The organism is Bradyrhizobium genosp. SA-4 str. CB756 (assembly GCF_000473125.1).
GTDB lineage: Bacteria > Pseudomonadota > Alphaproteobacteria > Rhizobiales > Xanthobacteraceae > Bradyrhizobium > Bradyrhizobium arachidis.
The window spans coordinates 7,472,313-7,495,328 of record NZ_KI421499.1; the positions used below are offsets into that span (position 1 = coordinate 7,472,313).

24 protein-coding genes and 1 pseudogene are annotated in these 23,016 nt (G+C 66.0%); 7 read left to right on the forward strand and 18 right to left on the reverse strand.

All coding sequences use genetic code 11. The features are described 5' to 3' along the window. Entirely contained in the window at nucleotides 1-1,365 is a 1,365-nt protein-coding gene (locus BRAGE_RS0136155) for an MATE family efflux transporter (RefSeq protein WP_027564777.1), read from the forward strand. A 126-nt stretch (nucleotides 1,366-1,491) separates the two neighbouring features. Here BRAGE_RS0136155 and BRAGE_RS0136160 read toward each other — a convergent pair whose 3' ends face one another. Continuing rightward, complete coding sequence (locus tag BRAGE_RS0136160) at nucleotides 1,492-2,589, reverse strand: quinone-dependent dihydroorotate dehydrogenase (protein WP_027564778.1); 1,098 nt, start codon at nucleotides 2,587-2,589, stop codon at nucleotides 1,492-1,494. After that, nucleotides 2,586-2,930: a DUF952 domain-containing protein gene (locus tag BRAGE_RS0136165; RefSeq protein ID WP_027564779.1), complete on the reverse strand. Its 345-nt coding sequence runs from the start codon at nucleotides 2,928-2,930 to the stop codon at nucleotides 2,586-2,588. The genes BRAGE_RS0136160 and BRAGE_RS0136165 overlap by 4 nt, the downstream gene beginning before the upstream one ends. A gap of 190 nt (nucleotides 2,931-3,120) precedes the next feature. Between BRAGE_RS0136165 and BRAGE_RS0136170 the strand changes: the two genes are divergently transcribed. Both BRAGE_RS0136170 and BRAGE_RS57335 read left to right on the forward strand, forming a co-directional pair. Further along, nucleotides 3,121-3,774: a S24 family peptidase gene (locus tag BRAGE_RS0136170; protein WP_027564780.1), complete on the forward strand. Its 654-nt coding sequence runs from the start codon at nucleotides 3,121-3,123 to the stop codon at nucleotides 3,772-3,774. Nucleotides 3,775-3,795: 21 nt separating this feature from the next. Then, nucleotides 3,796-3,948, forward strand: a pseudogene (locus BRAGE_RS57335) (carbonic anhydrase family protein); the annotation flags it as partial. 167 nt (nucleotides 3,949-4,115) lie between these two features. Here the strand turns inward: BRAGE_RS57335 and BRAGE_RS0136175 are convergent. From BRAGE_RS0136175 to BRAGE_RS0136195, 5 genes are all read right to left on the reverse strand, one after another. Beyond that, entirely contained in the window at nucleotides 4,116-5,759 is a 1,644-nt protein-coding gene (locus tag BRAGE_RS0136175) for a lysine--tRNA ligase (protein ID WP_027564781.1), read from the reverse strand. 230 nt (nucleotides 5,760-5,989) lie between these two features. Further along, on the reverse strand, nucleotides 5,990-6,925 hold the full coding sequence (locus BRAGE_RS0136180) for a transporter substrate-binding domain-containing protein (protein WP_027564782.1): 936 nt from the start codon (nucleotides 6,923-6,925) through the stop codon (nucleotides 5,990-5,992). Nucleotides 6,926-7,163: 238 nt separating this feature from the next. Then, nucleotides 7,164-7,754 (reverse strand): SCO family protein, encoded by a 591-nt coding sequence (locus tag BRAGE_RS0136185; protein ID WP_027564783.1) that lies wholly within the window; start codon nucleotides 7,752-7,754, stop codon nucleotides 7,164-7,166. A 24-nt stretch (nucleotides 7,755-7,778) separates the two neighbouring features. Further along, nucleotides 7,779-7,973 carry a hypothetical protein gene (locus BRAGE_RS0136190; RefSeq protein ID WP_027564784.1) on the reverse strand — a complete coding sequence of 65 codons (195 nt, stop codon included), beginning with the start codon at nucleotides 7,971-7,973 and terminating at the stop codon, nucleotides 7,779-7,781. Nucleotides 7,974-8,089: 116 nt separating this feature from the next. Further along, nucleotides 8,090-8,611, reverse strand: coding sequence for a hypothetical protein (locus BRAGE_RS0136195; RefSeq protein WP_027564785.1), 522 nt, complete (start codon nucleotides 8,609-8,611; stop codon nucleotides 8,090-8,092). A gap of 264 nt (nucleotides 8,612-8,875) precedes the next feature. On the opposite strand from BRAGE_RS0136195, the gene BRAGE_RS0136200 reads away from it, so the two are divergent. The 4 genes from BRAGE_RS0136200 (at nucleotide 8,876) to BRAGE_RS0136215 (ending at nucleotide 12,401) form a co-directional block, all read left to right on the forward strand. Beyond that, complete coding sequence (locus BRAGE_RS0136200) at nucleotides 8,876-10,534, forward strand: FAD-binding dehydrogenase (protein ID WP_027564786.1); 1,659 nt, start codon at nucleotides 8,876-8,878, stop codon at nucleotides 10,532-10,534. 3 nt (nucleotides 10,535-10,537) lie between these two features. Further along, nucleotides 10,538-11,455 (forward strand): alpha/beta hydrolase family esterase, encoded by a 918-nt coding sequence (locus BRAGE_RS0136205; RefSeq protein WP_027564787.1) that lies wholly within the window; start codon nucleotides 10,538-10,540, stop codon nucleotides 11,453-11,455. Nucleotides 11,456-11,570: 115 nt separating this feature from the next. Further along, nucleotides 11,571-11,921 (forward strand): RidA family protein, encoded by a 351-nt coding sequence (locus BRAGE_RS0136210; protein ID WP_027564788.1) that lies wholly within the window; start codon nucleotides 11,571-11,573, stop codon nucleotides 11,919-11,921. A gap of 114 nt (nucleotides 11,922-12,035) precedes the next feature. Further along, a complete protein-coding gene (locus tag BRAGE_RS0136215) occupies nucleotides 12,036-12,401 on the forward strand; it encodes a nuclear transport factor 2 family protein (protein ID WP_027564789.1) in 366 nt (121 codons plus the stop codon). A gap of 188 nt (nucleotides 12,402-12,589) precedes the next feature. Here the strand turns inward: BRAGE_RS0136215 and BRAGE_RS0136220 are convergent, their stop codons facing one another. The 11 genes from BRAGE_RS0136220 to BRAGE_RS0136270 form a co-directional block, all read right to left on the reverse strand. Further along, nucleotides 12,590-13,438, reverse strand: a complete 849-nt coding sequence (locus BRAGE_RS0136220; RefSeq protein WP_027564790.1) for an amidohydrolase family protein — start codon at nucleotides 13,436-13,438, stop codon at nucleotides 12,590-12,592. Between the two features lie 3 nt (nucleotides 13,439-13,441). Further along, nucleotides 13,442-14,419, reverse strand: coding sequence for an aldo/keto reductase (locus BRAGE_RS0136225; protein WP_027564791.1), 978 nt, complete (start codon nucleotides 14,417-14,419; stop codon nucleotides 13,442-13,444). A 102-nt stretch (nucleotides 14,420-14,521) separates the two neighbouring features. Further along, nucleotides 14,522-15,454 carry a sugar-binding protein gene (locus BRAGE_RS0136230; RefSeq protein WP_027564792.1) on the reverse strand — a complete coding sequence of 311 codons (933 nt, stop codon included), beginning with the start codon at nucleotides 15,452-15,454 and terminating at the stop codon, nucleotides 14,522-14,524. Nucleotides 15,455-15,548: 94 nt separating this feature from the next. Further along, a complete protein-coding gene (locus BRAGE_RS0136235) occupies nucleotides 15,549-16,619 on the reverse strand; it encodes an ABC transporter permease (protein ID WP_027564793.1) in 1,071 nt (356 codons plus the stop codon). Further along, nucleotides 16,619-17,380 (reverse strand): ATP-binding cassette domain-containing protein, encoded by a 762-nt coding sequence (locus BRAGE_RS0136240; protein WP_027564794.1) that lies wholly within the window; start codon nucleotides 17,378-17,380, stop codon nucleotides 16,619-16,621. The genes BRAGE_RS0136235 and BRAGE_RS0136240 overlap by 1 nt, the downstream gene beginning before the upstream one ends. 12 nt (nucleotides 17,381-17,392) lie before the next feature. Beyond that, nucleotides 17,393-18,715 (reverse strand): xylose isomerase, encoded by a 1,323-nt coding sequence (gene xylA / locus BRAGE_RS0136245; protein WP_027564795.1) that lies wholly within the window; start codon nucleotides 18,713-18,715, stop codon nucleotides 17,393-17,395. Next, nucleotides 18,716-20,170 (reverse strand): xylulokinase, encoded by a 1,455-nt coding sequence (xylB, locus tag BRAGE_RS0136250; protein ID WP_027564796.1) that lies wholly within the window; start codon nucleotides 20,168-20,170, stop codon nucleotides 18,716-18,718. It lies immediately after the preceding gene. An 81-nt stretch (nucleotides 20,171-20,251) separates the two neighbouring features. Next, the gene (locus BRAGE_RS0136255) at nucleotides 20,252-21,310 is read right to left on the reverse strand and encodes a LacI family DNA-binding transcriptional regulator (protein ID WP_027564797.1); all 1,059 of its coding nucleotides are present in this window, start codon (nucleotides 21,308-21,310) and stop codon (nucleotides 20,252-20,254) included. A 90-nt stretch (nucleotides 21,311-21,400) separates the two neighbouring features. Continuing rightward, the gene (locus tag BRAGE_RS0136260) at nucleotides 21,401-21,865 is read right to left on the reverse strand and encodes a GNAT family N-acetyltransferase (RefSeq protein ID WP_027564798.1); all 465 of its coding nucleotides are present in this window, start codon (nucleotides 21,863-21,865) and stop codon (nucleotides 21,401-21,403) included. 2 nt (nucleotides 21,866-21,867) lie between these two features. After that, nucleotides 21,868-22,380, reverse strand: coding sequence for a GNAT family N-acetyltransferase (locus tag BRAGE_RS0136265; protein ID WP_035730478.1), 513 nt, complete (start codon nucleotides 22,378-22,380; stop codon nucleotides 21,868-21,870). Next, nucleotides 22,380-22,961 carry a helix-turn-helix domain-containing protein gene (locus BRAGE_RS0136270; RefSeq protein WP_027564800.1) on the reverse strand — a complete coding sequence of 194 codons (582 nt, stop codon included), beginning with the start codon at nucleotides 22,959-22,961 and terminating at the stop codon, nucleotides 22,380-22,382. Before BRAGE_RS0136270 ends, BRAGE_RS0136265 begins: the two co-directional genes overlap by 1 nt. Between the last annotated feature and the right edge of the window lie 55 nt (nucleotides 22,962-23,016).

A 23,016-nucleotide genomic window follows, 5' to 3' on the forward strand; every position in this document is an offset into this window, starting at 1 on the left:
ATGCACGCGCCCGTCCCCCTCAAGATCGGCAGCCGCCAGGTGTTCGCCATCGCCGGTCCCGCGATGGTCGCGAACCTGACGACGCCGCTGATCGGCGTGGTCTCGACCACGGCGATCGGGCGGCTCGACGATGCCGCCCTGCTCGGCGGCGTCGCGATGGCCTCCGTGATCTTCGACTGCCTGTTCTGGCTGTTCGGCTTCCTGCGCATGAGCACGCTCGCCTTCACCGCGCAGGCGCTCGGCGCGGGCGAAACGCGCGAGCAGATCGTGATCCTGGTGCGCGGCTTCATCGTCGCAGGGCTGATCGGTGCGGCGCTGATCGCGCTGCAATTGCCGCTCTCTGCCGTGCTGTTCGACCTGATGGGCGGCAGCGCGGGCGTCACGCACGCGGCAAAAACCTATTTCATGATCCGGATCTGGTCGTCGCCGTTCGCCTTTGCCAATTATGTCATCCTCGGCTGGCTGGTCGGGCAGGCCCGCGCCAATCCGGCGCTCGCGCTCCAGGTCGTCATCAACCTCATCAACATGGCGGCGACGATCCTGCTGGTGCTCGTCTACGACACCGGCATCGCCGGTGCGGCGATCGCCGCGCTGCTGTCGGAGGGCGTCGGTTTCGCGCTCGGCATCGTCGTTTGCCGGCGCTATGCGCATGGCGGCTTTGCCGTTCCCCGCGCGACGCTGTTCGACCGCGCCAAGCTGATGCGGATGCTGGCGGTGAATTCCGATATCCTGGTCCGCACCGCGGCGCTGATCACCGTGTTCCTGTTCTTCACCGCCAAGGGCGCGCGCGCCGGCGACGTCACGCTGGCGGCGAATTCCGTGCTGAACAACTTCCTGCTGGTCAGCGCCTTCTTCCTCGATGGCCTTGCCAATGCGGCCCAGCAGCTCTGCGGCCGCACCTTCGGTGCGCGCGACGCAAAGGGTTTTGCGGATTCGACCCGGCTGGTGCTTTCCTGGGGCCTCGGCTTTGCCATGGTCGTTGCGGTGGTATTCGCACTGTTCGGCCAGAACATCATCAACTTCATGACCGCGAGCGAGGACGTTCGCCGCGCCGCGCGCGATTTCCTGCCGTTCATCGTGCTCGCACCGATCCCCGGCGTGTTCGCCTTCGGCTTTGACGGCATCTATGTCGGCGCGACCTGGGCGCGCGAGATGCGCAACCTGATGCTGGCTTCGCTCGGGATCTTCCTCGGCACCTGGCTGGCGCTGCAATCTCTAGGCAATGTGGGGCTGTGGTGCGCGCTGATCGCGTTCTACATCGCGCGCGGCGGATTGCAGGGTGCGCGCTATCCGGCGCTGTTCAGGGCGACGTTTTCTTCCCCTTCTCCCCGCTTGCGGGGGCGAGACGAGCAGAGCTCGCTCTGAGAAAGTTGGGATGAGGGAGAGTCTCCGCAGGAGCGGTGAGAGTGGGATTCGCGGAGGGTCCCCCTCACCCGGAATTTGCTCCCGCAAATTCCGGCCTCTCCCCGCAAGCGGGGAGAGGCGAAGAGCTTACATCCCCGGCCAGTCTTCCGCCGTGAGCGTCGCAGCATCGGCGCCGACGATCTCCGACAGCGAATCCCGTCCCGTGCGCAGCAGCGTCGAGGTAAGGTCGCGCTTGATCTCGTCGACGAGGCCGAGGCCCTTGTAGACCAGCGAGGAATAGAGCTGAATCAGGCTCGCGCCGGCGCGGATCTTCGTCAGCGCGGCGCCGCCGGAGTCGACACCGCCGACGCCGACGAGAGGAAATGCGCCCTCGACCCGCACATAGGTCTCCGCGACCATGCGCGTCGACAGGCGGAACAGCGGCCGGCCGGACAGGCCGCCCTGCTCCCTGGCGCGCATCTCCTCGCGCAGCGTGCTCGGCCGCGCGATGGTCGTGTTCGACACGATCATGCCGTCGACCTTGCGCGAGCGCGCGACCTGCACGACGTCGTCGAGTTGGGCGAGGCTGAGATCCGGCGCGATCTTGAGCAGAACCGGCGTATCGCCGGCCTTCTGGCGCACCCGCTCGCGGGCGTCGATCACCCGCGCGAGCAGATCGTCGAGCAGCGCGCCTTCCTGAAGATTGCGCAGGCCCGGCGTGTTCGGCGAGGAGACGTTGACGGTGAAGTAGCTCGCCACCGGCGCGAAGGTCTCGATCAGCTTGACGTAATCGCCGACGCGGTCAGGCGAATCCTTGTTGGCGCCGACATTGACGCCGACGATGCCGCCATGCTGCGCGCGCGCGGCGAGCCGGCGCAGAGCTGCCTCTGCGCCGTCATTGTTGAAACCCATGCGGTTGATGACCGCTTCGTCACGCTCGAGCCGGAACAGCCGCGGTCGCGGGTTACCTGCCTGCGGCTTCGGCGTGACCGAGCCGATCTCGACGAAGCCGAAGCCGAGCCGCAGCAAGGCGTCGGGCACCTCGGCGCTCTTGTCGAAGCCCGCGGCCATGCCGACCGGATTGGGAAAGTTGAGGCCGAAGGCGCGCACCGCGAGCTTGGCATCGTCAGGGCGCGGCTTGACCGGCGGCAGGAAGCGCAGGCCCTGGATCGCCAGGCGATGCGCATCCTCCGGATCGAGCCAGCGCAGCACCGGCAGCGAGAAAGCGTCGAAGGCGCGGATCACGGGAGAAGCTCCGGTGTGTCGTGGCCGCCATCGGAGCGCATATTGAGGTTCATCACCGCGATCACGGCGCCGAGATCGAGCTCGCCATAGAGATGCGGAAACAGCTCGTCATTGCGCGAGCGCTCCCAGCGCAATTCGCTGCCGAGCGCATCACCGTCGACCTCGACCAGGAACAGCGCGCGCTGCCCGAAATAATGCTTGCGCAGGGTCTCGGGAACCTGGGAGGCCGTCGAGAAATGGATGAATCCGTCGCGCGCGTCGTCCGCGCTACCCCGGTACACGCCCTGCCGTTCCGCCTCGCGCCAGGCCGAGGCCGGACAGATTTTGTAGATCTTGACCACCGCTTACGCAGCCCTGTTTGCTCTTTGAGTCTTTTGAGTTTTTTCGTCTCTTGGGGGCCTTCAAAACCCGGCGCGACCGTAAAGGCGGCCCCCGCCGAACTCAAGAGTTAGCCACCGCCTCTTGCGCGAAAAGCGGAAAACCGGTTGATTTGCGGACAGTTTTCCTGAGTTGCGACGGGCTGGACCTTCGATGGTCAGACAGGCCAAAGCGCAGAGGATACTGACTCACGACCAGATCTGGGTCGCGCTGGATCGGCTGGCGGAGCGTGCCGGCCTGTCGCCGTCCGGCCTTGCCAAACGCGCCGGGCTCGACCCCACCACATTCAACAGATCCAAGCGCGTCACCTCCGACGGCCGTGAGCGCTGGCCCTCGACCGAATCGATCGCGAAGGCGCTGGCGGCGACGGGTGCTTCGATCGACAGTTTCGCCCGGCTGATCGGCGACGAGCCGAGCGAGGACCGCGTCGTCCCGCTGCTCGGGTTCGCGCTGGCCGGCGCGAGCGGCGCCTTCGATGAATCAGGCTTTCCATCCGGCAAAGGCTGGACCGAGGCCGCGCTTCCCAATGCCGAAGACGGCCACAGTTTCGCGCTGGAGATGTCCGGCGATGCGCTTGCGCCTGTGTATCGTGACGGCGACATCATCCTGATCTCGCCCGGCGCGCCGATCCGCAAGGGTGACCGCGTGGTGGTGAAGACGAGGGCGGGCGAGGTGACGGTCGCAACGCTGACGCGCCGCACGGCGAAGGCGCTGGACTTGCGGCCGCTCGATGCGACGCAGGGCGAGCGCACACTCGCGACGAGCGATGTGGCGTGGATCGCGCGGATCGTGTGGGCGAGCCAGTGATGGCGTCGTGACCGCACCATGACGCCGCCCTGCTCGGAGGTGGTGGAATGGCTGCTGCTCGCCGACCCGATCCAGGTGTAGGCTGCCGATGTCGCCGCGTTCGCAAAGCTCTATCCGATGAACGCGCGTCCCGTGCAGAAGGACAATCGGCGCTTCGTGCTAAGATCAATCTGAGCGGAGGCTCTAACGAATGCTGTCGTCCCGGCGAACGCCGGGACCCATACCGCGTGATCTGTCGGAGAGCGGCGGTCTTCGTACCAACGTAATCGCAATTACGAATCTTCGCCTAACTTCTCCCTGTGGTTATGGGTCCCCGCTTTCGCGGGGACGACGATGAAGCCTCACGCACTCCTTGCCAGCGCGCCGTCGATCATGTTGACCGCGTTCTGTACGCCGTAGACCGCGACGAAGGAGCCGAAGCGCGGGCCCTTCTCCTGGCCGAGCAGCACCTGGTAGAGCATGTTGAACCAGTCGAGCGTCACGCCCGGACGGCCATCCTTGCCCTTCTTGACCTGGTCGAGGAACGGCTCGCGGCGTCCGATCTCGTAGACGACGTTCTGGATGTCCTCGGCGGAAGCGTCCTGCGGCAGCTGCGAGAGCGCATCGCGCAGATCCTGCAGCGCGGCGCGCTCGGTATCAGTTGGCACGCGGAACTGCTTCGTCGGCGCAACGAAGTCGCGATAATAGTTGATGGCGTAGCCGACCATCGCGTCGAGCTTGGGATGCGTCTTGGGGCTCACGCCGGGACGATAGCGGCCGATGAAGCCCCACAACGTCTCGGCATTCTCCGCATTCGACGACGACACCAGCGTCAGCAGCAGCTGGAACGTGACGGGCATGTCACCCTGCGGCGGATGGCCATTGTGGATGTGCCACACGGGATTGCCGAGCTGGTGCTTGCCGTCCTGCTTGGGAAAGCCGTCGATGAATTGCTGATAGTCGTCGACCTGACGCGGGATGACGTCGAAGAACAGCCGCTTGGCCGCCTTCGGCTCGCGATACATGAACAGCGACAGCGATTCCGGCGAGGCGTAGCGCAGCCATTCGTCGATGGTAAGGCCGTTGCCCTTCGACTTCGAGATCTTCTGACCCTTCTCGTCGAGGAAGAGCTCGTAGTTGAAGCCTTCGGGCGGCGTGCCGCCGAGTGCTTTCGCGATCGCGCCTGAGAGCTTCACGGAGTCGATCAGGTCCTTGCCGGCCATCTCGTAGTCGACACCGAGCGCGACCCAGCGCATCGCCCAGTCGGCCTTCCACTGGCACTTGACGTTGCCGCCGGTGACGGGCGTCTCGACCTCCTGGTTGGTATCAGGATCGACATAGGTCACCGTGCCCGCTGCGACATCGCGGCGGATCATCGGCACCTGCAGCACCACGCCGCTGGTCTTGCTGATCGGCAGGAACGGCGAATAGGTCGCGCGACGATCGGGGCCGAGCGTCGGCAGGATGATCGCCATGATCTTGTCGTAGGCGGCGAGCATCTTGAGCAGCGTCGCGTCGAAGCGGCCGGACTTGTAATAGTCGGTCGAGCTCGCGAACTCGTAGTCGAAGCCGAAGTGATCCAGAAACGCGCGCAAGCGCGCGTTATTCGCCGCGCCGAACGAGGGATATTCGTTCGAGAAGGGATCGGGCACGGCCGTGAGCGGGCGTCCAAGATATTGCGCGAGCAGATCCTTGTTCGGCACGTTGTCGGGCACCTTGCGCAGGCCGTCCATGTCGTCCGAGAAGGCGAGCAGGCGCGTCTTGATCTTGTCCTCGGTGAGCACGCGGAAGGCATGGCGCACCATCGAGGTACGCGCGACCTCGCCGAAGGTGCCGATATGCGGCAGGCCGGACGGGCCGTAGCCGGTCTCGAACAGCACCTCGTCCTTCGGGCTTTTCTTCAGCCGCGCGACAATGGCCTTCGCCTGCTCGAACGGCCAGGCGTTGGATTGTTCGGCGAGCGCACGCAGGTCGCTCGGGTTCGCGGCAAGATCGATAACGGACATCAGGGGCCTCCGGGCCGCGGAAAATAGCGATTTCCGGGCAGAATGCAAAAGTTGGTGCGACTGTCGCCGCTGTGACTCCCTCTCCCCGTTCTTACGGGGAGAGGGTTGGGGTGAGGGGCTGCTTCCGCGATCACGGTGAGAGTTGGACTCGCGGAGAGTCCCCCTCACCCGGATTGCATCTTCGATGCAATCCGGCCTCTCCCCGCACGCGGGGAGAGGCGAAGAAGAAGCTAAAACGGGCTCACCGAAAAATACCGCAGCCACAGATCGGTGTAGCGGCCTTTTTCCCAGACGCGAAACAGGGCCCAGTTCAGGGCCTGGCGCAGCACGTCGTTGCCCTTGCGGACGGCGATGCCGATGCCCTCGCCGAAGAAGCGGCTCTCGACGAAGGGGCCGCCGGAGAAGGCGCAGCAATCGCCGGAATCGGTGCCGTTAATCCAGAACGCCAGCGAGATGGCATCGCCGAAGATGAAGTCGACCTCGCCCTTGCGAAGTGCGGCGCGGAGCGCATCGTCGTTGGGATAGCCGTGCAGCTCGGCGTCGGTGAACATCGCCTTGAGATACGCCTCATGCGCGGAGCCGGCGATGACGCCGACCTTCTTGCCCTCGAGATATTCGGGGCGGATCTCCGGCATCACCGCGTCCTTGCGCGAGGCGAAGCGCGCCGGCACCCGGTAATAGGGATCGGTGAAGTCGACGCGGGCGCGCAGCTGCGGGCTCACCGCCATGGAGGCGATGATGGCATCGCCGCGGTTCGAGGAGAGCGCGTCGACCAGCGTCTCGAAGCGGCGCATCTGCACCGTGCAGGTGACCTTGATCTCCTCGCACAGCGCGCGGGCGAGATCGACGTTGAAGCCGGCCGGGTTGCCGTCGGCGCCGGTGTAGTTGAACGGCGGATAGTCGGTCTCGGTCAGAAAGCGGATCACGGTCAGGCGCGACAGGTCCGGCCGCTCCGGCCGGCGCCGCGGGTCCCAGAAGCCGGGCACCGCCTGCGGGGCCGCCTGGGGCGCGACCTGCGGCGTGGCCTGGGGCGCCGCCGGAGGCTGCTTGGCCGGGGCCTGGGCGTTCGCACCGGACAGGCCCGCGAGCAGGCTGACGGCCGCGGCCAGTCCAAGCAGGGCGCGGCGCACGATTTTGGACGGTTTTGCCTGTCGCGACGGGGCCATCGGCGGGAAAGTAATGAATTTCATTGGGATCGGAGGGCCTTATAGACCATCCCGCCGGGAACGCGAGCGCGGAATGCAGGTGCGCTCCCTCCCCCGCTTGCGGAGGAGGGTCGGGGAGAGGGTGTCTCCTCTGGGCGAGACCCCCAAGAGGAGAGAGCCCTCACCCGGCGCTACGCGCCGATCTCTCCCGCAAGCGGGAGAGGTTAAACCGAGACCGGGGCCCGATCGGCCCGCCAAACTAAAGATACCGCTTCAAATCGGCCGCGGCCTCTTCCGGGGTCCGTTTCAGGTTGAACGGCGAGACGAAACGGCCGTCGCGGTCCATCAGGTAGATCAGCGCGGTGTGGTCCATGGTGTAGTCGCCGTCCTTGGTCGGGACCTTCTTGGCGTAGACCCGGTAGGAGGTGATCACCTTGGCGGTCTCGGCGGGGTCGCCGGACAGCCCTTCGAGGTGGGGATCGAAGCTCGACAGATAGTCCTTCATCGTCGCCGGCGTGTCGCGCTCGGGATCGACCGAGATGAAGACGGCATTGACCTTGTCGGCATCCTTGCCCATCGCGCGCAGCACTTCCGACATCTCGAACAGCGAGGTCGGGCAGACGTCGGGGCAATGGGTGTAGCCGAAGAAAATCAGGGTCGGCTTGCCCTTCAGGCTCTTGTCGGTGACGGCCTTGCCGTTCTGGTCGGTGAGCTGGAATGGGCCGCCGATTGCGGCCGGCTGCGCCACCTTGCTGACCCCGCCCATGGCCCAGAACATGATCAGCAGCCCGAGGACAAGGCTTGCGGCGAAGGCGGTCGCGATCACCAGCGGACGGGCGGTGGAGCTCATGAGCGGAAAACTTCCTGTCGCGGATCAGAAGCAGGCGGCAAAGCCGGTCCTGATCATTTCGAAGAACACCTGGCTGCCATAGTGGAACCAGAGCGCCAGCGCGCCGAGCACGATCAGCCCGCCGACACCAGCGCCTGCCAAAAGCAGCACGGTCGGCGCCCGGCCGGCAGTGGACGAATTGTCCTGTAACGGATGTCCCGGGTGCAGCGGTTGAGCCATGACAACGTTGGGGGCGAAGGCCCGGTTCCCAGGCTTTCAGATAGGCTTTAGCCCGCCTGCGGGCAAGGCGCCGCCAAGCAGGTAAGACGCAGCTGGCGAGCCAAACGCCTGTGGTGTCAGTGAAGGAGCTGGCCCCGGGCGGTCTCGACCTGCTCCGGTTGCGGGAGAGGCCGGCGTGCCGGCTTGATCGCCGAAGCCTGGGCGTCCATGTAGCAGGGCTTGTACATGGCCTGGAGCTGCTTGCCCCTCAGGAACAGCATGTGCGGGGTCAGGCCGCCGCGCTGGCTGATCCAGCGCTTCACCTGCGAGGGATACATCGCATAGAGCATCTGGGTTGCTTCGGGATTGGTGACGGCGCGGCCGTTGCTGCCGAAATCCCAGGCGGCGTGGAAGCCGAGCGTCGCGCTCGAGGTTACGCAGATACGGTCATGCGGGATGGCGCCGAGGACGATGGTGCAGGCCGAGGCGCAGAGGCCGTCGATGATGACCGTCTCCCCCGATTGCCTGAGGTCCTGGTATCTGTCGACGTAGGTTCCAATCCGGCCGCCCCGGTCATCCGCGATGCGGACCACCGCATGAGAAGCTCCCATGCCCACGATCAAGAGAACCGCCGCAAGCAACCCCGTCAGAAACTTCATTTTCCCCGCCCCGGTCGAATTCGAATCTGCGTGTCAGGTGGTGATGCAGTGCTAGCGTCCGTCGTAACCAAGGTTTTGTCTAGGCAGGCCGGCTTGATCAAAACAAATTCAAATCCAGTGTTGCGGCGGCGCTGCACCCCGGCCGGTCTCTATCCCAAAGTGGAACAGTTAACGAGGTCTTACGCGCCACGCCCTTGATCTCAGTTACAACCGTTGGCTTCAATCCGGACAATTACAGGGGGGAACTCATGGAGGGGGGAAAGCATGGCTGAGGAAACGGACGTCATCGTGGTCGGCGCGGGACTATCGGGGCTCGTCGCCGCCACCGAGATTGCGGACGCGGGCAAGCGCGTGATCGTGGTCGACCAGGAAGGCGAGCAATCGCTCGGCGGCCAGGCGTTCTGGTCGTTCGGGGGATTATTCCTGGTCGATTCGCCGGAGCAGCGCCGGCTCGGCATCAAGGACTCCTTCGAGCTCGCGATGCAGGACTGGCTCGGCACCGCCGGCTTCGACCGCGACGAGGATTTTTGGCCGCGCCAATGGGCAGAGGCCTATGTGGCGTTCGCGGCCGGCGAGAAGCGCGACTGGCTGCGCGCGATGGGCCATCGCATCTTCCCCGTGGTCGGCTGGGCCGAACGCGGCGGCTATGATGCGATGGGCCACGGCAATTCGGTGCCGCGGTTCCATGTCACCTGGGGAACCGGGCCAGGCATCGTCGAACCGTTCGAGCGCCGCGCGCGCGAAGCGGCGAAGAGCGGCCGCCTCAGCTTCAAGTTCCGCCATCGTGTCGACGCGCTCTCCATCACCAATGGCACCGTGGACGGCGTCAGCGGCTCGATCCTCGCGCCCGACAATGTCGAGCGCGGCAAGAGCTCCTCGCGCAACGTGGTCGGCGAGTTTTCGCTGAAAGCGCAGGCCGTGATCGTGGCGTCCGGCGGCATCGGCGGCAACCATGATCTGGTGCGCGCGAACTGGCCGCAGCGGCTGGGCGAGCCGCCGAAGTTCATGATCTCCGGCGTGCCCGAACACGTCGACGGTCGAATGATTGGCATCACCGAGAAATCGGGCGCGCGGCTGATCAACCGCGACCGCATGTGGCATTATGTCGAAGGCATCCAGAACTGGTCGCCGATCTGGCCGCGGCACGGCATCCGCATCCTGCCCGGCCCCTCCTCGATGTGGTTCGACGCCACAGGCACGCGATTGCCGGCGCCGCTCTTCCCCGGCTCCGACACGCTCGGCCAGCTGAAATACATCATGTCGACCGGCTATGATTATTCCTGGTTCGTCCTGACCCAGAGCATCATCAAGAAGGAATTCGCGCTGTCGGGGTCGGAACAGAACCCTGACCTCACCGGCAAGAGCTGGCGCATGACCTTGCGCCGCGCCACTAACAAGGGCGCGCCGGCGCCGGTGGAAGCGTTCAAAAGCCACGGTGTCGACTTCATCGTGCGGGACAAGCTGGACGATCTCGTCGCCGCCATGAACAAGCTCGCGGGCAGCGATCTTCTCAAGCTCGAGCACATCAGGATGCAGATCGAGGCGCGTGACCGCGAGATTGCCAATCCTTACGTCAAGGATGCGCAGGTGATGAACATCCACAATGCGCGGCGCTATATCGGCGACAAGCTGATCCGCACCGCCTCGCCGCACCGCATCCTCGATCCCGCGCAGGGACCGCTGATCGCGGTCAAGCTCAACATCCTCACCCGCAAGACGCTCGGCGGCTTCGAGACCGATCTCGACTCCCGCGTGTTCGGCCAGGAGGGCAGCGTCATTCCCGGCCTCTATGCGGTCGGCGAGGCCGCCGGCTTCGGCGGCGGCGGCGTGCACGGCTATCGCTCGCTGGAGGGCACATTCCTCGGTGGCTGCCTGTTCTCCGGCCGCAATGCGGGCCGCGCAGCGGCGAAGGCGGTGGGGTAGATCATGCGGCGGTGGACGTTGATCGGGGCGCTTGTAGCGGGTCTCGCCGCTGCCCCGGCTGCGTCCGCCGACACCATCGACGTCAACGGCGTGATGCGGTCCTACACCGTGCAACTGCCGGCCAAACGCAGTGTCCCACTCGTGGTCGTGCTGCACGGCAAGACCCAGCGCGGCGCCGATATGGTCGCGCGGACAGCGTGGCCGCAGGTCGCAAAGCGTGAAGGTTTTGCCGTGGCGTTCCCTGACGGGCTCAACCACGCCTGGGCCGATGCGCGAACGAAGGCGGGACCCGCGCTGCGTGGTCCGCCGCCCGGCACCGACGACGTCGCCTTCATCGCGAAGCTGGTCGAGAAGCTCGTGGCGAACGGCACCGCCGATCCGAAACGCGTCTATATCACCGGTATCTCCAATGGCGGCGCCATGGCGATGACGCTCGCTTGCGCCCGCGCCGATCTGTTTGCGGCGGCCGCGAGTGTGGTCATGAACCTCACCGAGGAAACCGCGGTCACCTGTCATCCGTCGCGGCCACTGCCGATGCTGCTCATGAACGGGACCGCCGACCCGCTGGTGCCGTACGAAGGCGGACGCGGATCGAGCTATTTTGCCGCAGACGGGTTCTGGTCGACCGAAGAGACGCTCGCGTTCTGGCGCAAGCTCAATGGCTGCGAGATCGATGACGGCGAAGTAACAGACTTGCCCGACAAGGCGCCTGCAGAGCAGTCCACGGTGACGCGGATCACCTCGCGCTGTCCCAAGGGACACGACGTCGTGCTCTATCGCGTCAAGGGCGGCGGCCACCGCATGCCCGGCTTCGCTCCGGATGCGCGCTTCCCGAGGGTCGCGACCGGGCTGCTCGGACCGCAGAACGGCGACATCGATGGCGCCGAGACGATCTGGACTTTTTTCAGTCAGTTTCCGTGAACGACGCATGCATTGGCAGGCAACGCATGCGTGTCCGGCAACGCATGCGTGCCCGGGGTGGCACGCGGCAGGGCGCTGCGCTAGACAGAGCCGCCATTCCAGCAGGAGATCCCTAATGAGCATTCAGCGTTTCGAAACCGGTCCGCGCATGAGCCAGGTCGTCGTGCACGGCAACACCGTCTATCTCGCCGGCGTCGTCGCCACCAAGGCCGCCGGCGAAAGCGTCACGAAGCAGACCCAGGACATCCTGGCCACCATCGACGGCCATCTCGCCAAGGCCGGCACCGACAAGTCAAAACTGCTCTCGGCCACGATCTACATCACCGACATGAAGACGTTTGGCGAGATGAACGCGGTGTGGGACGCCTGGGTCTCGCCCGGCAACACCCCGGCCCGCGCCACGGTCGAGGCCAAGCTGGCCGCTCCGCAATACACCGTCGAGATCATGGTGACGGCGGCGAAGTAATTTTCGCGTTTCAAATTGGCGCGCGCCGATGACCTCCGAGGTAATCGATCGGCGCGCGCAATCCTTCGATAGTCAGGTCAGCCGAACCTCACGGCGCCATCGAAGGAGAGCAACATGACCGACCACACCGCCATCGCCCACTGCTATATCGATCTCTGGAACGAGCGCACGACGAGCCGCCGGCGCGAGCTGCTGAGCGAGACCTGGACGGCGGATGCGAGCTATGTCGATCCGCTGATGAAGGGCGACGGCGCTGATGGCATCGACGCGCTGATATCAGGCGTGCAGCAGCGCTTTCCCGATTTCAGGTTTAAGCTGATCGGCGAGCCCAACGGCTATGGCGACCATCTACGCTTCTCGTGGGGTCTTGGCCCTGATGGTGTCGACAGCCCGATCAAGGGCACGGACTTCGCCGTACTGAAGGACGGGCGGATCAGGAGCGTCACGGGATTCCTGGATCAGGTGCCCGCGGGCGCGTGAGGGGCTGGGTGCCACCTCAAACTCAGCCGTCGTCCCGGCGAACGCCGGGACCCATACCGCGTGATCTCTCGATTGCGAGAGGCAGGAGTAACGAACGACCGATCTTCGCCAATATCTCCCTGGGGTTATGGGTCCCTGCTTTCGCAGGGACGACACCTTTGGTGGGCGCGAGCTTTGCGCCCACCAAATCATTCCACGGCCAACCGATACGCCGCCTTCGCATTCGCCCCGAACGCCTTCTCCCGCACATTCGGCCCGAGCTTCGCGAGGCACGCCTCCAGCGCGCCCTTGATCTCGCCGTAGCTACCCGCAAGCAGGCACACTGGCCAGTCCGAGCCGAAGATCAAACGGTCCTCGCCGAAACATGTGGCGGCATGCGCGACGAACGGGAACAGCCGCTCCGTATCCCAATCGTCCCAGGCAGCTTCGGTCGCGAGGCCCGAGATCTTGCACCAGACATTACCGCAGGCAGCCAACGCTTTGATGCGATCGGCCCATTCGTCGTTGCCGCCATCGGCGATCGGAGGCTTGGCGGCGTGGTCGAGCACGAAGCGTGCCTGCGGGAAGGCCTGCGCGGTTGCGATCGCGGCCGGCAACTCGCGGGTACGGACGAGGAAATCGTAAGCGAGATCGCGGGCAAACACCGCGGTGAGGCCGCGCTGGACGTCCTCGCGCAGTAGCCAGTCGGGATCGGCTTCATCGTGGACCTGGTGGCGGATGCCGATGAGCTTCTTCCCGCCGGGCGCCGCACGCAGCCGGTCCAGCGTCTCGCCGAGGATGACATCCGTCAGGTCGGCCCAGCCGACCACGCCGATCACCGAGGGCGTCGCATGCGCAATACGCAAGAACTCTTCGGTTTCCTCCAGCGCGGAGCGGCACTGCACCACGATGCTCGCGTCGATGCCGTTCGCCTTCAATAACGGCGCGAGATCGGCGGGACCGAAAGCACGGCGGATCGGCGCGAGCTCGGGCGCATCCATCCAGGGATAGTCGGCGCGCGCGGGATCCCAGAAATGCTGGTGAGCGTCGATGATCATGGCTCACGCTCCGCCCGGCAGCGGCGCCCTTGCGTCGACGAGGTTTCGCGCGCGCAGCTCCTGCCAGAAGGCCTGCGGCACGACCTTCTCCGACATCGCGATGTTATCGGCAACCTCGGCCGCGTTGCGTGCGCCCATCACGGCCACCGTCACGGCCGGATGGGTCATGCAGAACTGAAGCGCGGCGGCCTTCAGCTCGGTGCCGTGCTTGCGGCAGAGTTCATCGAGCTCGACTGCCCGTGAGACCAGCGTCGCATCGGCGTCCTGATAGTTGAACTTCGCACCCGCATGCGGATTGGCCAGAATGCCGCTGTTGTAGATGCCGCCAAGCAAAATGCCGATGTTCTTCGCCTGACAGAGCGGAAACAGCGCATCCAGCGCGCCCTGGTCGAGCAGGGTGTAGCGGCCGGCGAGCAGGAAGCAATCGACCGGCACGGCTTGCGCAAAGCGAACCAGCATTTCCGACTGGTTCATGCCGGCGCCGATCGCTTTGACCGTGCCGTCGTCGCGCAGGCGCTGGAGCGCACGGAAGGCACCGGCGACGGCGGCGTCGTAGTGATCATCGGGATCGTGCACGAGCAGGACGTCGATACGGTCGAGCCCGAGGCGAGCAAGACTCTCGTCCACCGAGCGCATCACCCCGTCATAACTGAAATCGAACACCGGCCGCTCGATCGGCGTGCCCTTGTAGTGCTCGTCCTCGGCGGCGCCGCCATCGGGAGCGCGCAGCAGACGGCCGACCTTGGTCGAGATGGCATAGGAGTCGCGCTTCTGCTGCCGCAGGAACCCGCCGAGCCGGCGCTCGGCCAGGCCAAAACCGTAGAGCGGCGCGGTGTCGTAGAAGCGGATACCGGCCGACCAGGCGCGCGCGACCGTCGCCTCCGCATCGGCATCGCTGACGGGACTGAACAATCCGCCGAGCGGGGCGGAGCCGAGGCCGATTGAGGTGATATCGAGAGGGCCGAGCCGCGAGCGTTTCATTCCAATTCTTCCGATTTTCTTCTGGCCGTCCAAAGATCATCTCCCCCGCCTGCGGAAACCGCAAGCGGGGGAGCACGCAGGAGCACGGGGCTGGCGGCGCTCCTACTTCAGCATCTGCGCGACGTTGTCCTTGGTGACGAGATCGAGGCCGGTGTAGACGATCTCTGGCACCTTCTCGCCCTTCTTGATGGCGAGCAGCGTGTCCATCGCCTTCTCGCCCATCTCGAACGGACGCTGGCCGACCAGGGCATTGGCGTAACCATCGCGCAGCAGCTCGAGCTGCATCCTCAGCGTGTCGGCGACGACGAGCGTGAACTTGCCGCTGTCGATGTCCTTCTTGTTCCTGGAGGCGAAGGCCTTGAAGCCCTCGGGGGCGAACATCGGCCAGCCGCCGATCGGAACGATCGCGGCGAGGTCAGGCGTTGCGGTGCGCATGTCCGTCATCTGCTGGACCGCCAGCGCAGGATCGTCGTTGCAGAAGGTCGGAGAGCCCGCGACCTCGGTCCATTTCGAGCCCTTCAGCGCCTCGCGCACGCCGTCGACGCGCTCGGCGAGGTTCTTGGCGCCAGGACCGCCCGAGACCATCGCGTATTTGCCGCCATCGGGCCGCATCTTCAGGAGCTGCTTGCCGAGCGCGACGCCGAACTCCTTGTTGTTGGTGCCGATATAGGCGATGCGCTTCGAGCCGGGCGCATCGGCATCGAAGGTGATGACGGGGATGCCGGCTGCGGTTGCCGCCTCGATCGACTTGGTCATGGCCGCGACGTCGGCGACCGAGATGGCGAGGCCGTCGACCTTCTGGGTGACGAAGTCCTGGATGATCTGCGCCTGCGTTGCCGGCTCGTGCTCGACCGGCCCCTTGTAGATGCATTCGATGTTGCCGAGCTCCTTGGCGCGCTTCAGGCAGCCGTCGCGCGCGAAGTCGAAGAACGGATTGTTCATCGCCTTGGGCACGATGACGAAGCGATAGTTCGCGGCGAACGCCGGCGTCGCCATCATCGCAACGGCGATGCCGGCAAGAAGAAGTTTCCTCATTGTCTCCTCCACCCTTGTTTGGTGCCCATCCTCTCGAAAGCGCCCGGGAAGCGGACAGGCGGCGTTTTCATTGCCTTCCCGGGACGACGTCACGTCAGGTCATCCGCGAGCGGATGCGGTCGACCAGCACGGCCAGGATGATGATCACGCCCACCAGCGTCTGCTGCCAGTAGGAGGAGACCTGCGCCAGCACGAGGCCGTTGCGGATCACCTCGAGCAGCACGCAGCCGACGATGGCCCCGAGCGGGCCGCCGATGCCGCCGGCGAGGTTGGCACCGCCGATCACGGCGGCCGCGATCACGTTGAGCTCATAGGAGGTCGCCATGTTGGCGGGCGCGGATCCGAGCCAGCCGGAGATGATGATGCCCTGGAGGCCCGCGGCGAGCGCGCAGATCACGTAGACTTCGATCTTCACCCGTACCACCGGGATGCCGGTCAGTTCCGCCGCCTTCTCGTTGCCGCCGAGCGCGAAAACGTGGCGGCCGAACGCGCTGTGGTGCAGCACCACCGCCATCGCCAGCGCGAGGATCACGAGATAGATGAACGGCACGGGCACGCCGAGCACGTCGCCGGAGGTCAGCGCGTAGAAATAATCGGCGTCAGGCCCGCCCGGGAAGCTGCCGCGACCGTTGGAGACGACATAGCCGAGCCCGCGCACGATCGAGAGCATGCCGAGCGTGGTGACGAAAGGCGACAGGCCGAGCACGGCGATGCAGAAGCCGTTGACGAGCCCGGCGATCAGCGCGACGCCAAGGCCGGCGAGGATCGACACCAGCAGGATCAGGCCGGGCACGTTGGCCAGCACGGTCTTGCCATCGGCCGCCATGTGCACCAGCGGTGATCCCGGCGCCGACAGCTCGGTCATCACCATCGAGGTGATCATGGCGGAAAAACACATCATCGATCCCACCGAGAGATCGATGCCGCCGGTGATGATGACGAAGGTGACGCCGAGGGTGGCGATGGCGATGAAGGAAAAGTTCTTCGCCACGTTCTGCATGTTGCCTTCGGTGAAGAAGTACGGGCTGGCGAAATGCATGATCACCAGCAACACCGCGAGCGCCAGCAGCACGTAGCCGGTCTGCGAGGCGAAGATGCCGCGCTGCCACCATCTGATCTTGCCGACGTTGGAGAAGGTGATCGGGGATTCCATGGGCATGGCCATCACGCCGCCTCCTTCGCGCCGGTGATGAGGGCGGTGACTTCCTCCGGCGAGGTCTCGTGGATCGGCTTGTCGGCCCGCTTCTCGCCGCGGCGCATGACGATGACGCGGTCGCACACGGCGAACACGTCGGGCATGCGGTGCGAGATCAGCATCACGGCAACGCCCTGCTCCTTCAGGCGGTGGATCAGGCCGAGCACCTGCTCGACCTGCCGCACCGAGATCGCGGCGGTCGGCTCGTCCATCATGACCAGCCGCGCATTGGACAGCCGCGTCCGCGCGATCGCGACGGCCTGACGCTGGCCGCCGGACATCTGCTTGACGAGGTCGTCGGGGCGCGTCTCCGAGCGCAGCTCGCCGAACAAGTCCAGCGCGCGCGCGGCCATCGCCTTGTGGTCGAGCAGGGCGATGGGTCCAAACTTGCGCTTCAACTCGCGGCCGAGAAACACGTTGGCGGCTGCGGACAAATTGTCTGCGAGCGCGAGGTCCTGATAGACGACCTCGATACCGACCGCGCGGGCATCGACGGGCCGGTTGAAATGCACCGCACTGCCGGCAAAGCGCATCTCGCCATGAGTGGGGCGGAAATTGCCGGCGATGATCTTGACCAGCGTCGACTTGCCCGCGCCGTTGTCGCCCATCAGGCCGACCACCTCGCCCGGAAAGACCTGCATGTCGACATCGTGCAGCGCGCGGATCGCGCCGAACTCCTTGCCGATGCCGGAGAGCTCGAGGATCGGTGTCGTCGCGTCAGCCTTTGTCATCAGCGGCGTTCCTCAGACGTAGCGGTTGACCAGGGATTCCAGATATTCCTGCCGGCCCGAGCACGGCTGCGGGTCGAAGCCGGAGCTCATCGCGCGGTCAGCGAGATCGGTGAGCGAGCGCTGACCGCCGAGAATGGCGCGACCTTCTGGGCCGGCCCATCCGTCGTAGCGCGTCGCGATCGGCGTCGTGAGCACACCGCCATCGAGCATGTCGGCGGCGGCAAGGAAGGCGCGCGCGCAGGCATCCATCGAGCCGACATGGGCATGGATCAGATCGTCAGGATCGATCGACTGCCGGCGGATCTTGGCGTCGAAATTAAGCCCGCCCGAGGTGAAGCCGCCGCGGTTCAGGATCTCGTGGAACACCAGCGCCAATTCGGGAACGTTCATCGCGAACTGGTCGGTGTCCCAGCCGAGCAGATCGTCGCCGCGGTTGATGTCGAGCGAGCCGAACACGCCGAGCGCCTCGGCGAGCGCGACCTCGTGATGGAAGGAGTGGCCGGCGAGGATCGCGTGGTTCTGCTCGATGTTGAGCTTGACGTCGTTGAGGAGGTCGTAGCGTTCGAGGAAGCCGCAGCAGGTGGCAACGTCAAAATCGTACTGATGCTTGGTCGGCTCCTTCGGCTTCGGCTCGATCAGGATCGGCCCCTTGAAACCGATCTTGTGCTTGTGCTCGACCACCAGCGAGACGAAGCGGCCGAGCTGGTCGAGCTCGCGCTTGAGATCGGTGTTGAGCAGCGTCTCGTAGCCCTCGCGCCCGCCCCACAGCACATAGTTCTGGCCGCCGAGCCGATGCGTCACCTCCAGTGCGGCGCGGACCTGGCCTGCGGCATAGGTGAAGATATCGGGGTCCGGATTGGTCGCCGCGCCCGCCATGTAGCGGCGATGCGTGAACAAATTGGCGGTGCCCCAGAGCAGGCGGACTTTTGCCGAGGCCATCTTTTCCTCGAACAGATCGGCGATCGCGTTGAGGTTGGCGACGGACTCGCGGAGCGAAGCGCCTTCCGGCGCGGCATCGACGTCGTGGAAGGTGAAGAACGGGACGTCGAGCAGGCGGAACAGCTCGAAGGCGACATCGGCCTTGGCGCGGGCCTGGGCCATTGCGTCGCTGCCGTGATGCCACGGCCGCAGGAACGTTTCGCTGCCGAAGGGATCGCCGCCGGGCCAGCACAGCGAATGCCAATAGCAGACCGCAAAGCGCAAATGATCCTCGAGCCTGCGCCCATGCACGATGCGGTCCTTGTCGTACCAGCGGAAGGCATGTGTGTTCGCCGCATCCTTGCCCGCAAAGGTAACGGGCGTGCTGGCATCGAAGAATCTGGCTGGCGCGTTCACTTAAATCGTCTCCTTCAATGCGGGATAAAGCGCGCGCCAGCGGCGATAGGCCTCGTCATAGGCGGCGGTCACGGATGGACGGGGTGCGAAACTCGCAAGCCGCCTCGGGCGGGTGCAGACATCAGCCGGCTGCTCACCGGTGGCGGCGAGCCGTCCGAGCCGTGCGGCACCGAGCGCGGCACCCACCTCGCCCTCTTCAACGCGATGGACGGGAATGCCGAGCACGTCGGCGCAGATCTGCGCCCACAGCGGCGAGCGCGAGCCGCCGCCGACCAGATCGAGTTCAGTGATCGGCCCGCTGGCCGAGCTGAGCGCCGCCAGATTGTCGCGCGCGGCGAAGGCGACGCCTTCGAGCACGGCCTGCACGATCTGGCCGCGCCCGGTCGCCGCCCGCAGGCCGACGAAGGCGCCGCTCGCGGCGGCGTCGTTGTGCGGCGTGCGCTCGCCGTCGAGATAGGGCAGGAATTTGATCGGGCTCGGCCCGTCGACGCGCTCGCCGAGCGGCGCCAAGAGCGCTGCGGCCGGCGTCTCCATCACGCCGGCGAGCCAGGCAAGCGAGGCCGCGGCGGATAACATCACGCCCATCTGGTGCCAGAGGCCGGGCAGCGCGTGGCAGAAGGCGTGCACGGCCGAAGCCGGCGCCGGCGCGAAGCGATCGGTGACACGGAAGACGACGCCCGATGTGCCGAGCGACAGGAAGGCATCGCCCGGCGCGATCGCGCCAAGCCCGATCGCGCTCGCCGCGTTGTCGCCGGCCCCGCCGGCCACCACGACGTCCTTCGCCATGCCCCAACGCCGCGCGTGTTCCGGCGCGAGCGTCGCGCTGACCTCGCTGCCCTCGGCGAGGCGCGGCATGTGGTGAAGATCGAGGCCTGTCGCATGCAGCAGCAGGGCTGACCAGCGGCGCTCGCCGACATCGAGCCATAGCGTGCCGGCCGCATCCGACATGTCCTCGACCATCTCACCGGTCAGCCGATAGCGCACATAGGCCTTTGGCAGCAGCACCTTTGCGACGCGCGCGAAGATCTTCGGCTCATGCCGCGCGACCCAGAGCAGCTTTGGCGCGGTGAAACCGGGCATCGCCGGATTGCCGGCGATCATGTGCAGTGACGGACAGCGCCGCTCCAGCGCCACGCATTCGGCCTGCGAACGGCCGTCGTTCCAGAGAATCGCCGGGCGCAGCGGCCGTCCATCCTCGCCGAGCAACGTCGCGCCATGCATCTGCCCCGATAGCCCGATGCCGGCGACCCGCGCGACCTCGCGCGGATGATGGCGCGCGAGATCATCGACCGCGCCGATCGCCGCATCGACCCAGGCATCGGGGTCCTGCTCGGACCACAGCGGCGCCGGATGCGACAGCGCAAGCTCGCGCGTCGCCGTCGCGATAACCGCGCCGGCTGCATTCACGAGCACCGCCTTCACACCGGACGTGCCGATGTCCAGTCCGAGATACACGCCATCCTCCCTTTTGCCTGTCACCGGTGAGCGATCTTGAAGTCGCCTTGTCCGCCATGTGTCGTTCAAAGTCCGCTGCCGCTAAGGCAGATTGTCCCGCATCACGATGTCGATCCTGATCTTCTCCTGTTCGCGCAGGATCGGCTCGCCGCGCGCGAGCGCGAGCAGCACGCGCACCGCGGCACGCGCCTCATGTCCCGGATTCTGCGAGATCGCGGCATCCATCACGCCCTGGAGCAGCAGCCGGCGCGTCAGCGCGGTGACGTCGTGCCCGACAAACACGACCTTGTCGCGGCCGGCCTCGCTCAACGTCTTGTCGTTCAACGCCTTGGCAACGCCCTGTGTGCCCGCGCCGACGTTATAAAGCCCGACTATGTCAGCATGCCTGCCCAACAGCCGCGCCAGCAGCTGCTCGGAACGGTCGTCCTCGTCGCGCCCTTCCAGCACTGGCAGCACGCTGAGGTCAGGGAATTCCGAGGCCATGACCTGGTTGAAGCCGAAAATGCGCTCGGCGTGATCGCGCAGACCCTGCGAGCCCGCGACGATCGCGACCTTGCCGGAGCGCCCGCCGGCCAGCCGCCCGACCAATGCGCCGGCGGTGCGGCCCGCGGCGATATTGTCGATGCCGACATAATGGTGGCGGCGCGAGGACGGCACGTCCGAGACCAGGGTGACGACCTTGGTGCCGGCCTCGACGAGATCGTCGATCGCGGCGCGGACACCGGGATGATTCAGCGCCACCACGGCGACGCCGTCATAATCGTCCGACAGCGCCTCCAGCGAGGCTGCCAGCACGGAGGGGTCGAACACGTCGGTCGCGACCATCTCGACATTGAGGCGGCGGGCCGAGAGCCAGGCCGACATCTCGCCGAGATAGGCCTCGATCTGCTGCATGAACGGGTTCGGCCCCGACGGCATCACGAAGGCGAAGCGGCGCGCGCGGCCGCGGGCGAGCTCGGCGGCCGCCACATGCGGCTGGAAGGAATTGCGCTCGATCGCCTCCCTGACGCGCCGGACCGTGTCCGGCCGCACGCCGGGCCGGTTGTGCAGCACTCGGTCCACGGTCGCGAGGCTCACGCCCGCCTGACGGGCGATGTCCTTCAGCGTCAGCGCAGTGGCAGTGAGAGCGTCTTCAGCCATGGCTGAAGGCTAGCAGAGGCGTTTTGAGGTGCGCAACTCATTTTGAGGGGCGATGAAATATTTTCGTGCCCCGGTTGCGTCCGGGCCGGGCTAGCCGCCGGTCAGATCCAGCGTCAGGAACAGGCTGTTGGAATCTTCGACATAGCCCTCGAACGGGCCGCAAAGCACAAAGCCGTGCGCCTGGTAGAGCGCGTGCGCGGGCTTGAAATAATCCCACGAGCCGGTCTCGAGGCTGAGCCGTTCCAGACGGCGCACGCGGGCCTCCGCGATGATGTGGCGGAGCATCTGGCCGCCAAAGCCGCGCCGCCGCGTGGTCTTAAGCGTATGCATCGACTTCACCTCGCCATGGTCGGCGGAAAGCGTCTTCAGCGCCCCGGTGGCGACCAGCGTCTCGCCGTCCCAGCCGGTCCAGAACGCGACGTCGCTCGCACGAAGGCCGGCCAGATCGAGCGCATGGGCACTGCCTGGCGCGGTCTGCGCCCGGGCCGCCGTGACGTGATGATCGAGCAGCGCAATGACGCGCGGATCGAAGGTGTCGCCGGTGCGGATCTGCATCGTCACGGCCGCACGCCGCTTGCGAGCTGCTTCTGCATGAAGACGAGATCGAGCCAGCGGCCGAACTTGCAGCCGACCTCAGGCATGCGGGCAACCTCTGCGAAGCCGAGCGAGGCATGCAAGGCGATCGAGGCGGCGTTGGCGCCATCGATGCCGGCCACCATCGCATGCTTGTTCAACGCCGTGGCGCGTTCGATCAGCGTCGCCATCAGGCTGCGGCCCACGCCAAGCCGATGATGTCGCTCGCTGACATAGACCGAATTCTCCACGGTGTGGCGGTAGCCGGGAAACGGGCGGAAATCACCGAACGAGGCGAAGCCGACGACTTCCCTGCCCTTCATCGCGACCAGCACGGGATAGCCGGCCTCCTGCCGCGCGAAAATCCACGCGCGCCGCGACGCCAGATCAGCCGGGCCGTCGGTCCAGACCGCCGTGGTGTTGAGCGCGGCATAATTGTAGATGGCGAGGATGTCCGCAGCATCCTCCAGCGTGGCGTCCCGCACGATCAGGGGCATCACATTTTCCCGTAAGACGTGCCGCGCCGCGTGATGATGACGTAGCGGGCATCCTGTTTGGTTTCGTTCTCGAAGGTCACCGCACGCATCACGTCGAAGTCGAGACAGTCGCCGTCGCGCAGGCGCACCGACTTGGCGTCGATATGCACGCAGACCGCCCCTTCCAGCATCAGGAGTTGCTGGGTGAAGGCGTTGCGGCCCCACGGGCTGTAGGACACACGCGCGCCGGCCGGCAGGTCGACGACAATGATCTCGATGCCGCTGGCCGCATCCGGCGGCGAGGCATGACGCCGCCGGTAACCGCTGTCGGGATCGCGCCAATGCGGCTGGTCGGCCAGGCGCATCAGCCGCTCCGGCGGCTTCTCCGCGAGCGCGACGACATCGCTGAGGGTGACGTCGAGCGCGGCGCAGAGCTTGTTGAGCAGCGCGGCCGTCGCACTGCTCTGCGCCCGCTCCACCCGCCCGATCATGGCCCGGCTGACGCCGGAGCGCACTGCCAGCTCGTTCAACGTCATGCCGCCTTGCGTCCTCAACGTCTTCAAGCGACGACCGATTGCACGGTCGAGTTTCTGCTGGTCCATCTCTTTGCAGGTCCTGGTCTTCATCCGAACTTTGCCCGGCAGGAGGACCGCGCCC

Coding starts and splice junctions, on each gene's coding strand:
- BRAGE_RS0136195 (WP_027564785.1), bottom strand. CDS start 8,611: ATGAAGTTTCTGACGGGGTTGCTTGCGGCGGTTCTCTTGATCGTGGGC.
- BRAGE_RS0136265 (WP_035730478.1), bottom strand. CDS start 22,380: ATGCCCCTGATCGTGCGGGACGCCACGCTGGAGGATGCTGCGGACATC.
- BRAGE_RS0136270 (WP_027564800.1), bottom strand. CDS start 22,961: ATGGACCAGCAGAAACTCGACCGTGCAATCGGTCGTCGCTTGAAGACG.
- BRAGE_RS0136170 (WP_027564780.1), top strand. CDS start 3,121: ATGGTCAGACAGGCCAAAGCGCAGAGGATACTGACTCACGACCAGATC.
- BRAGE_RS0136240 (WP_027564794.1), bottom strand. CDS start 17,380: ATGACAAAGGCTGACGCGACGACACCGATCCTCGAGCTCTCCGGCATC.
- BRAGE_RS0136230 (WP_027564792.1), bottom strand. CDS start 15,454: ATGAGGAAACTTCTTCTTGCCGGCATCGCCGTTGCGATGATGGCGACG.
- BRAGE_RS0136190 (WP_027564784.1), bottom strand. CDS start 7,973: ATGGCTCAACCGCTGCACCCGGGACATCCGTTACAGGACAATTCGTCC.
- BRAGE_RS0136180 (WP_027564782.1), bottom strand. CDS start 6,925: ATGGCCCCGTCGCGACAGGCAAAACCGTCCAAAATCGTGCGCCGCGCC.
- BRAGE_RS0136260 (WP_027564798.1), bottom strand. CDS start 21,865: ATGCAGATCCGCACCGGCGACACCTTCGATCCGCGCGTCATTGCGCTG.
- BRAGE_RS0136185 (WP_027564783.1), bottom strand. CDS start 7,754: ATGAGCTCCACCGCCCGTCCGCTGGTGATCGCGACCGCCTTCGCCGCA.
- BRAGE_RS0136205 (WP_027564787.1), top strand. CDS start 10,538: ATGCGGCGGTGGACGTTGATCGGGGCGCTTGTAGCGGGTCTCGCCGCT.
- BRAGE_RS0136155 (WP_027564777.1), top strand. CDS start 1: ATGCACGCGCCCGTCCCCCTCAAGATCGGCAGCCGCCAGGTGTTCGCC.
- BRAGE_RS0136220 (WP_027564790.1), bottom strand. CDS start 13,438: ATGATCATCGACGCTCACCAGCATTTCTGGGATCCCGCGCGCGCCGAC.
- BRAGE_RS0136255 (WP_027564797.1), bottom strand. CDS start 21,310: ATGGCTGAAGACGCTCTCACTGCCACTGCGCTGACGCTGAAGGACATC.
- BRAGE_RS0136215 (WP_027564789.1), top strand. CDS start 12,036: ATGACCGACCACACCGCCATCGCCCACTGCTATATCGATCTCTGGAAC.
- BRAGE_RS0136200 (WP_027564786.1), top strand. CDS start 8,876: ATGGCTGAGGAAACGGACGTCATCGTGGTCGGCGCGGGACTATCGGGG.
- BRAGE_RS0136175 (WP_027564781.1), bottom strand. CDS start 5,759: ATGTCCGTTATCGATCTTGCCGCGAACCCGAGCGACCTGCGTGCGCTC.
- BRAGE_RS0136225 (WP_027564791.1), bottom strand. CDS start 14,419: ATGAAACGCTCGCGGCTCGGCCCTCTCGATATCACCTCAATCGGCCTC.
- BRAGE_RS0136210 (WP_027564788.1), top strand. CDS start 11,571: ATGAGCATTCAGCGTTTCGAAACCGGTCCGCGCATGAGCCAGGTCGTC.
- BRAGE_RS0136235 (WP_027564793.1), bottom strand. CDS start 16,619: ATGGCCATGCCCATGGAATCCCCGATCACCTTCTCCAACGTCGGCAAG.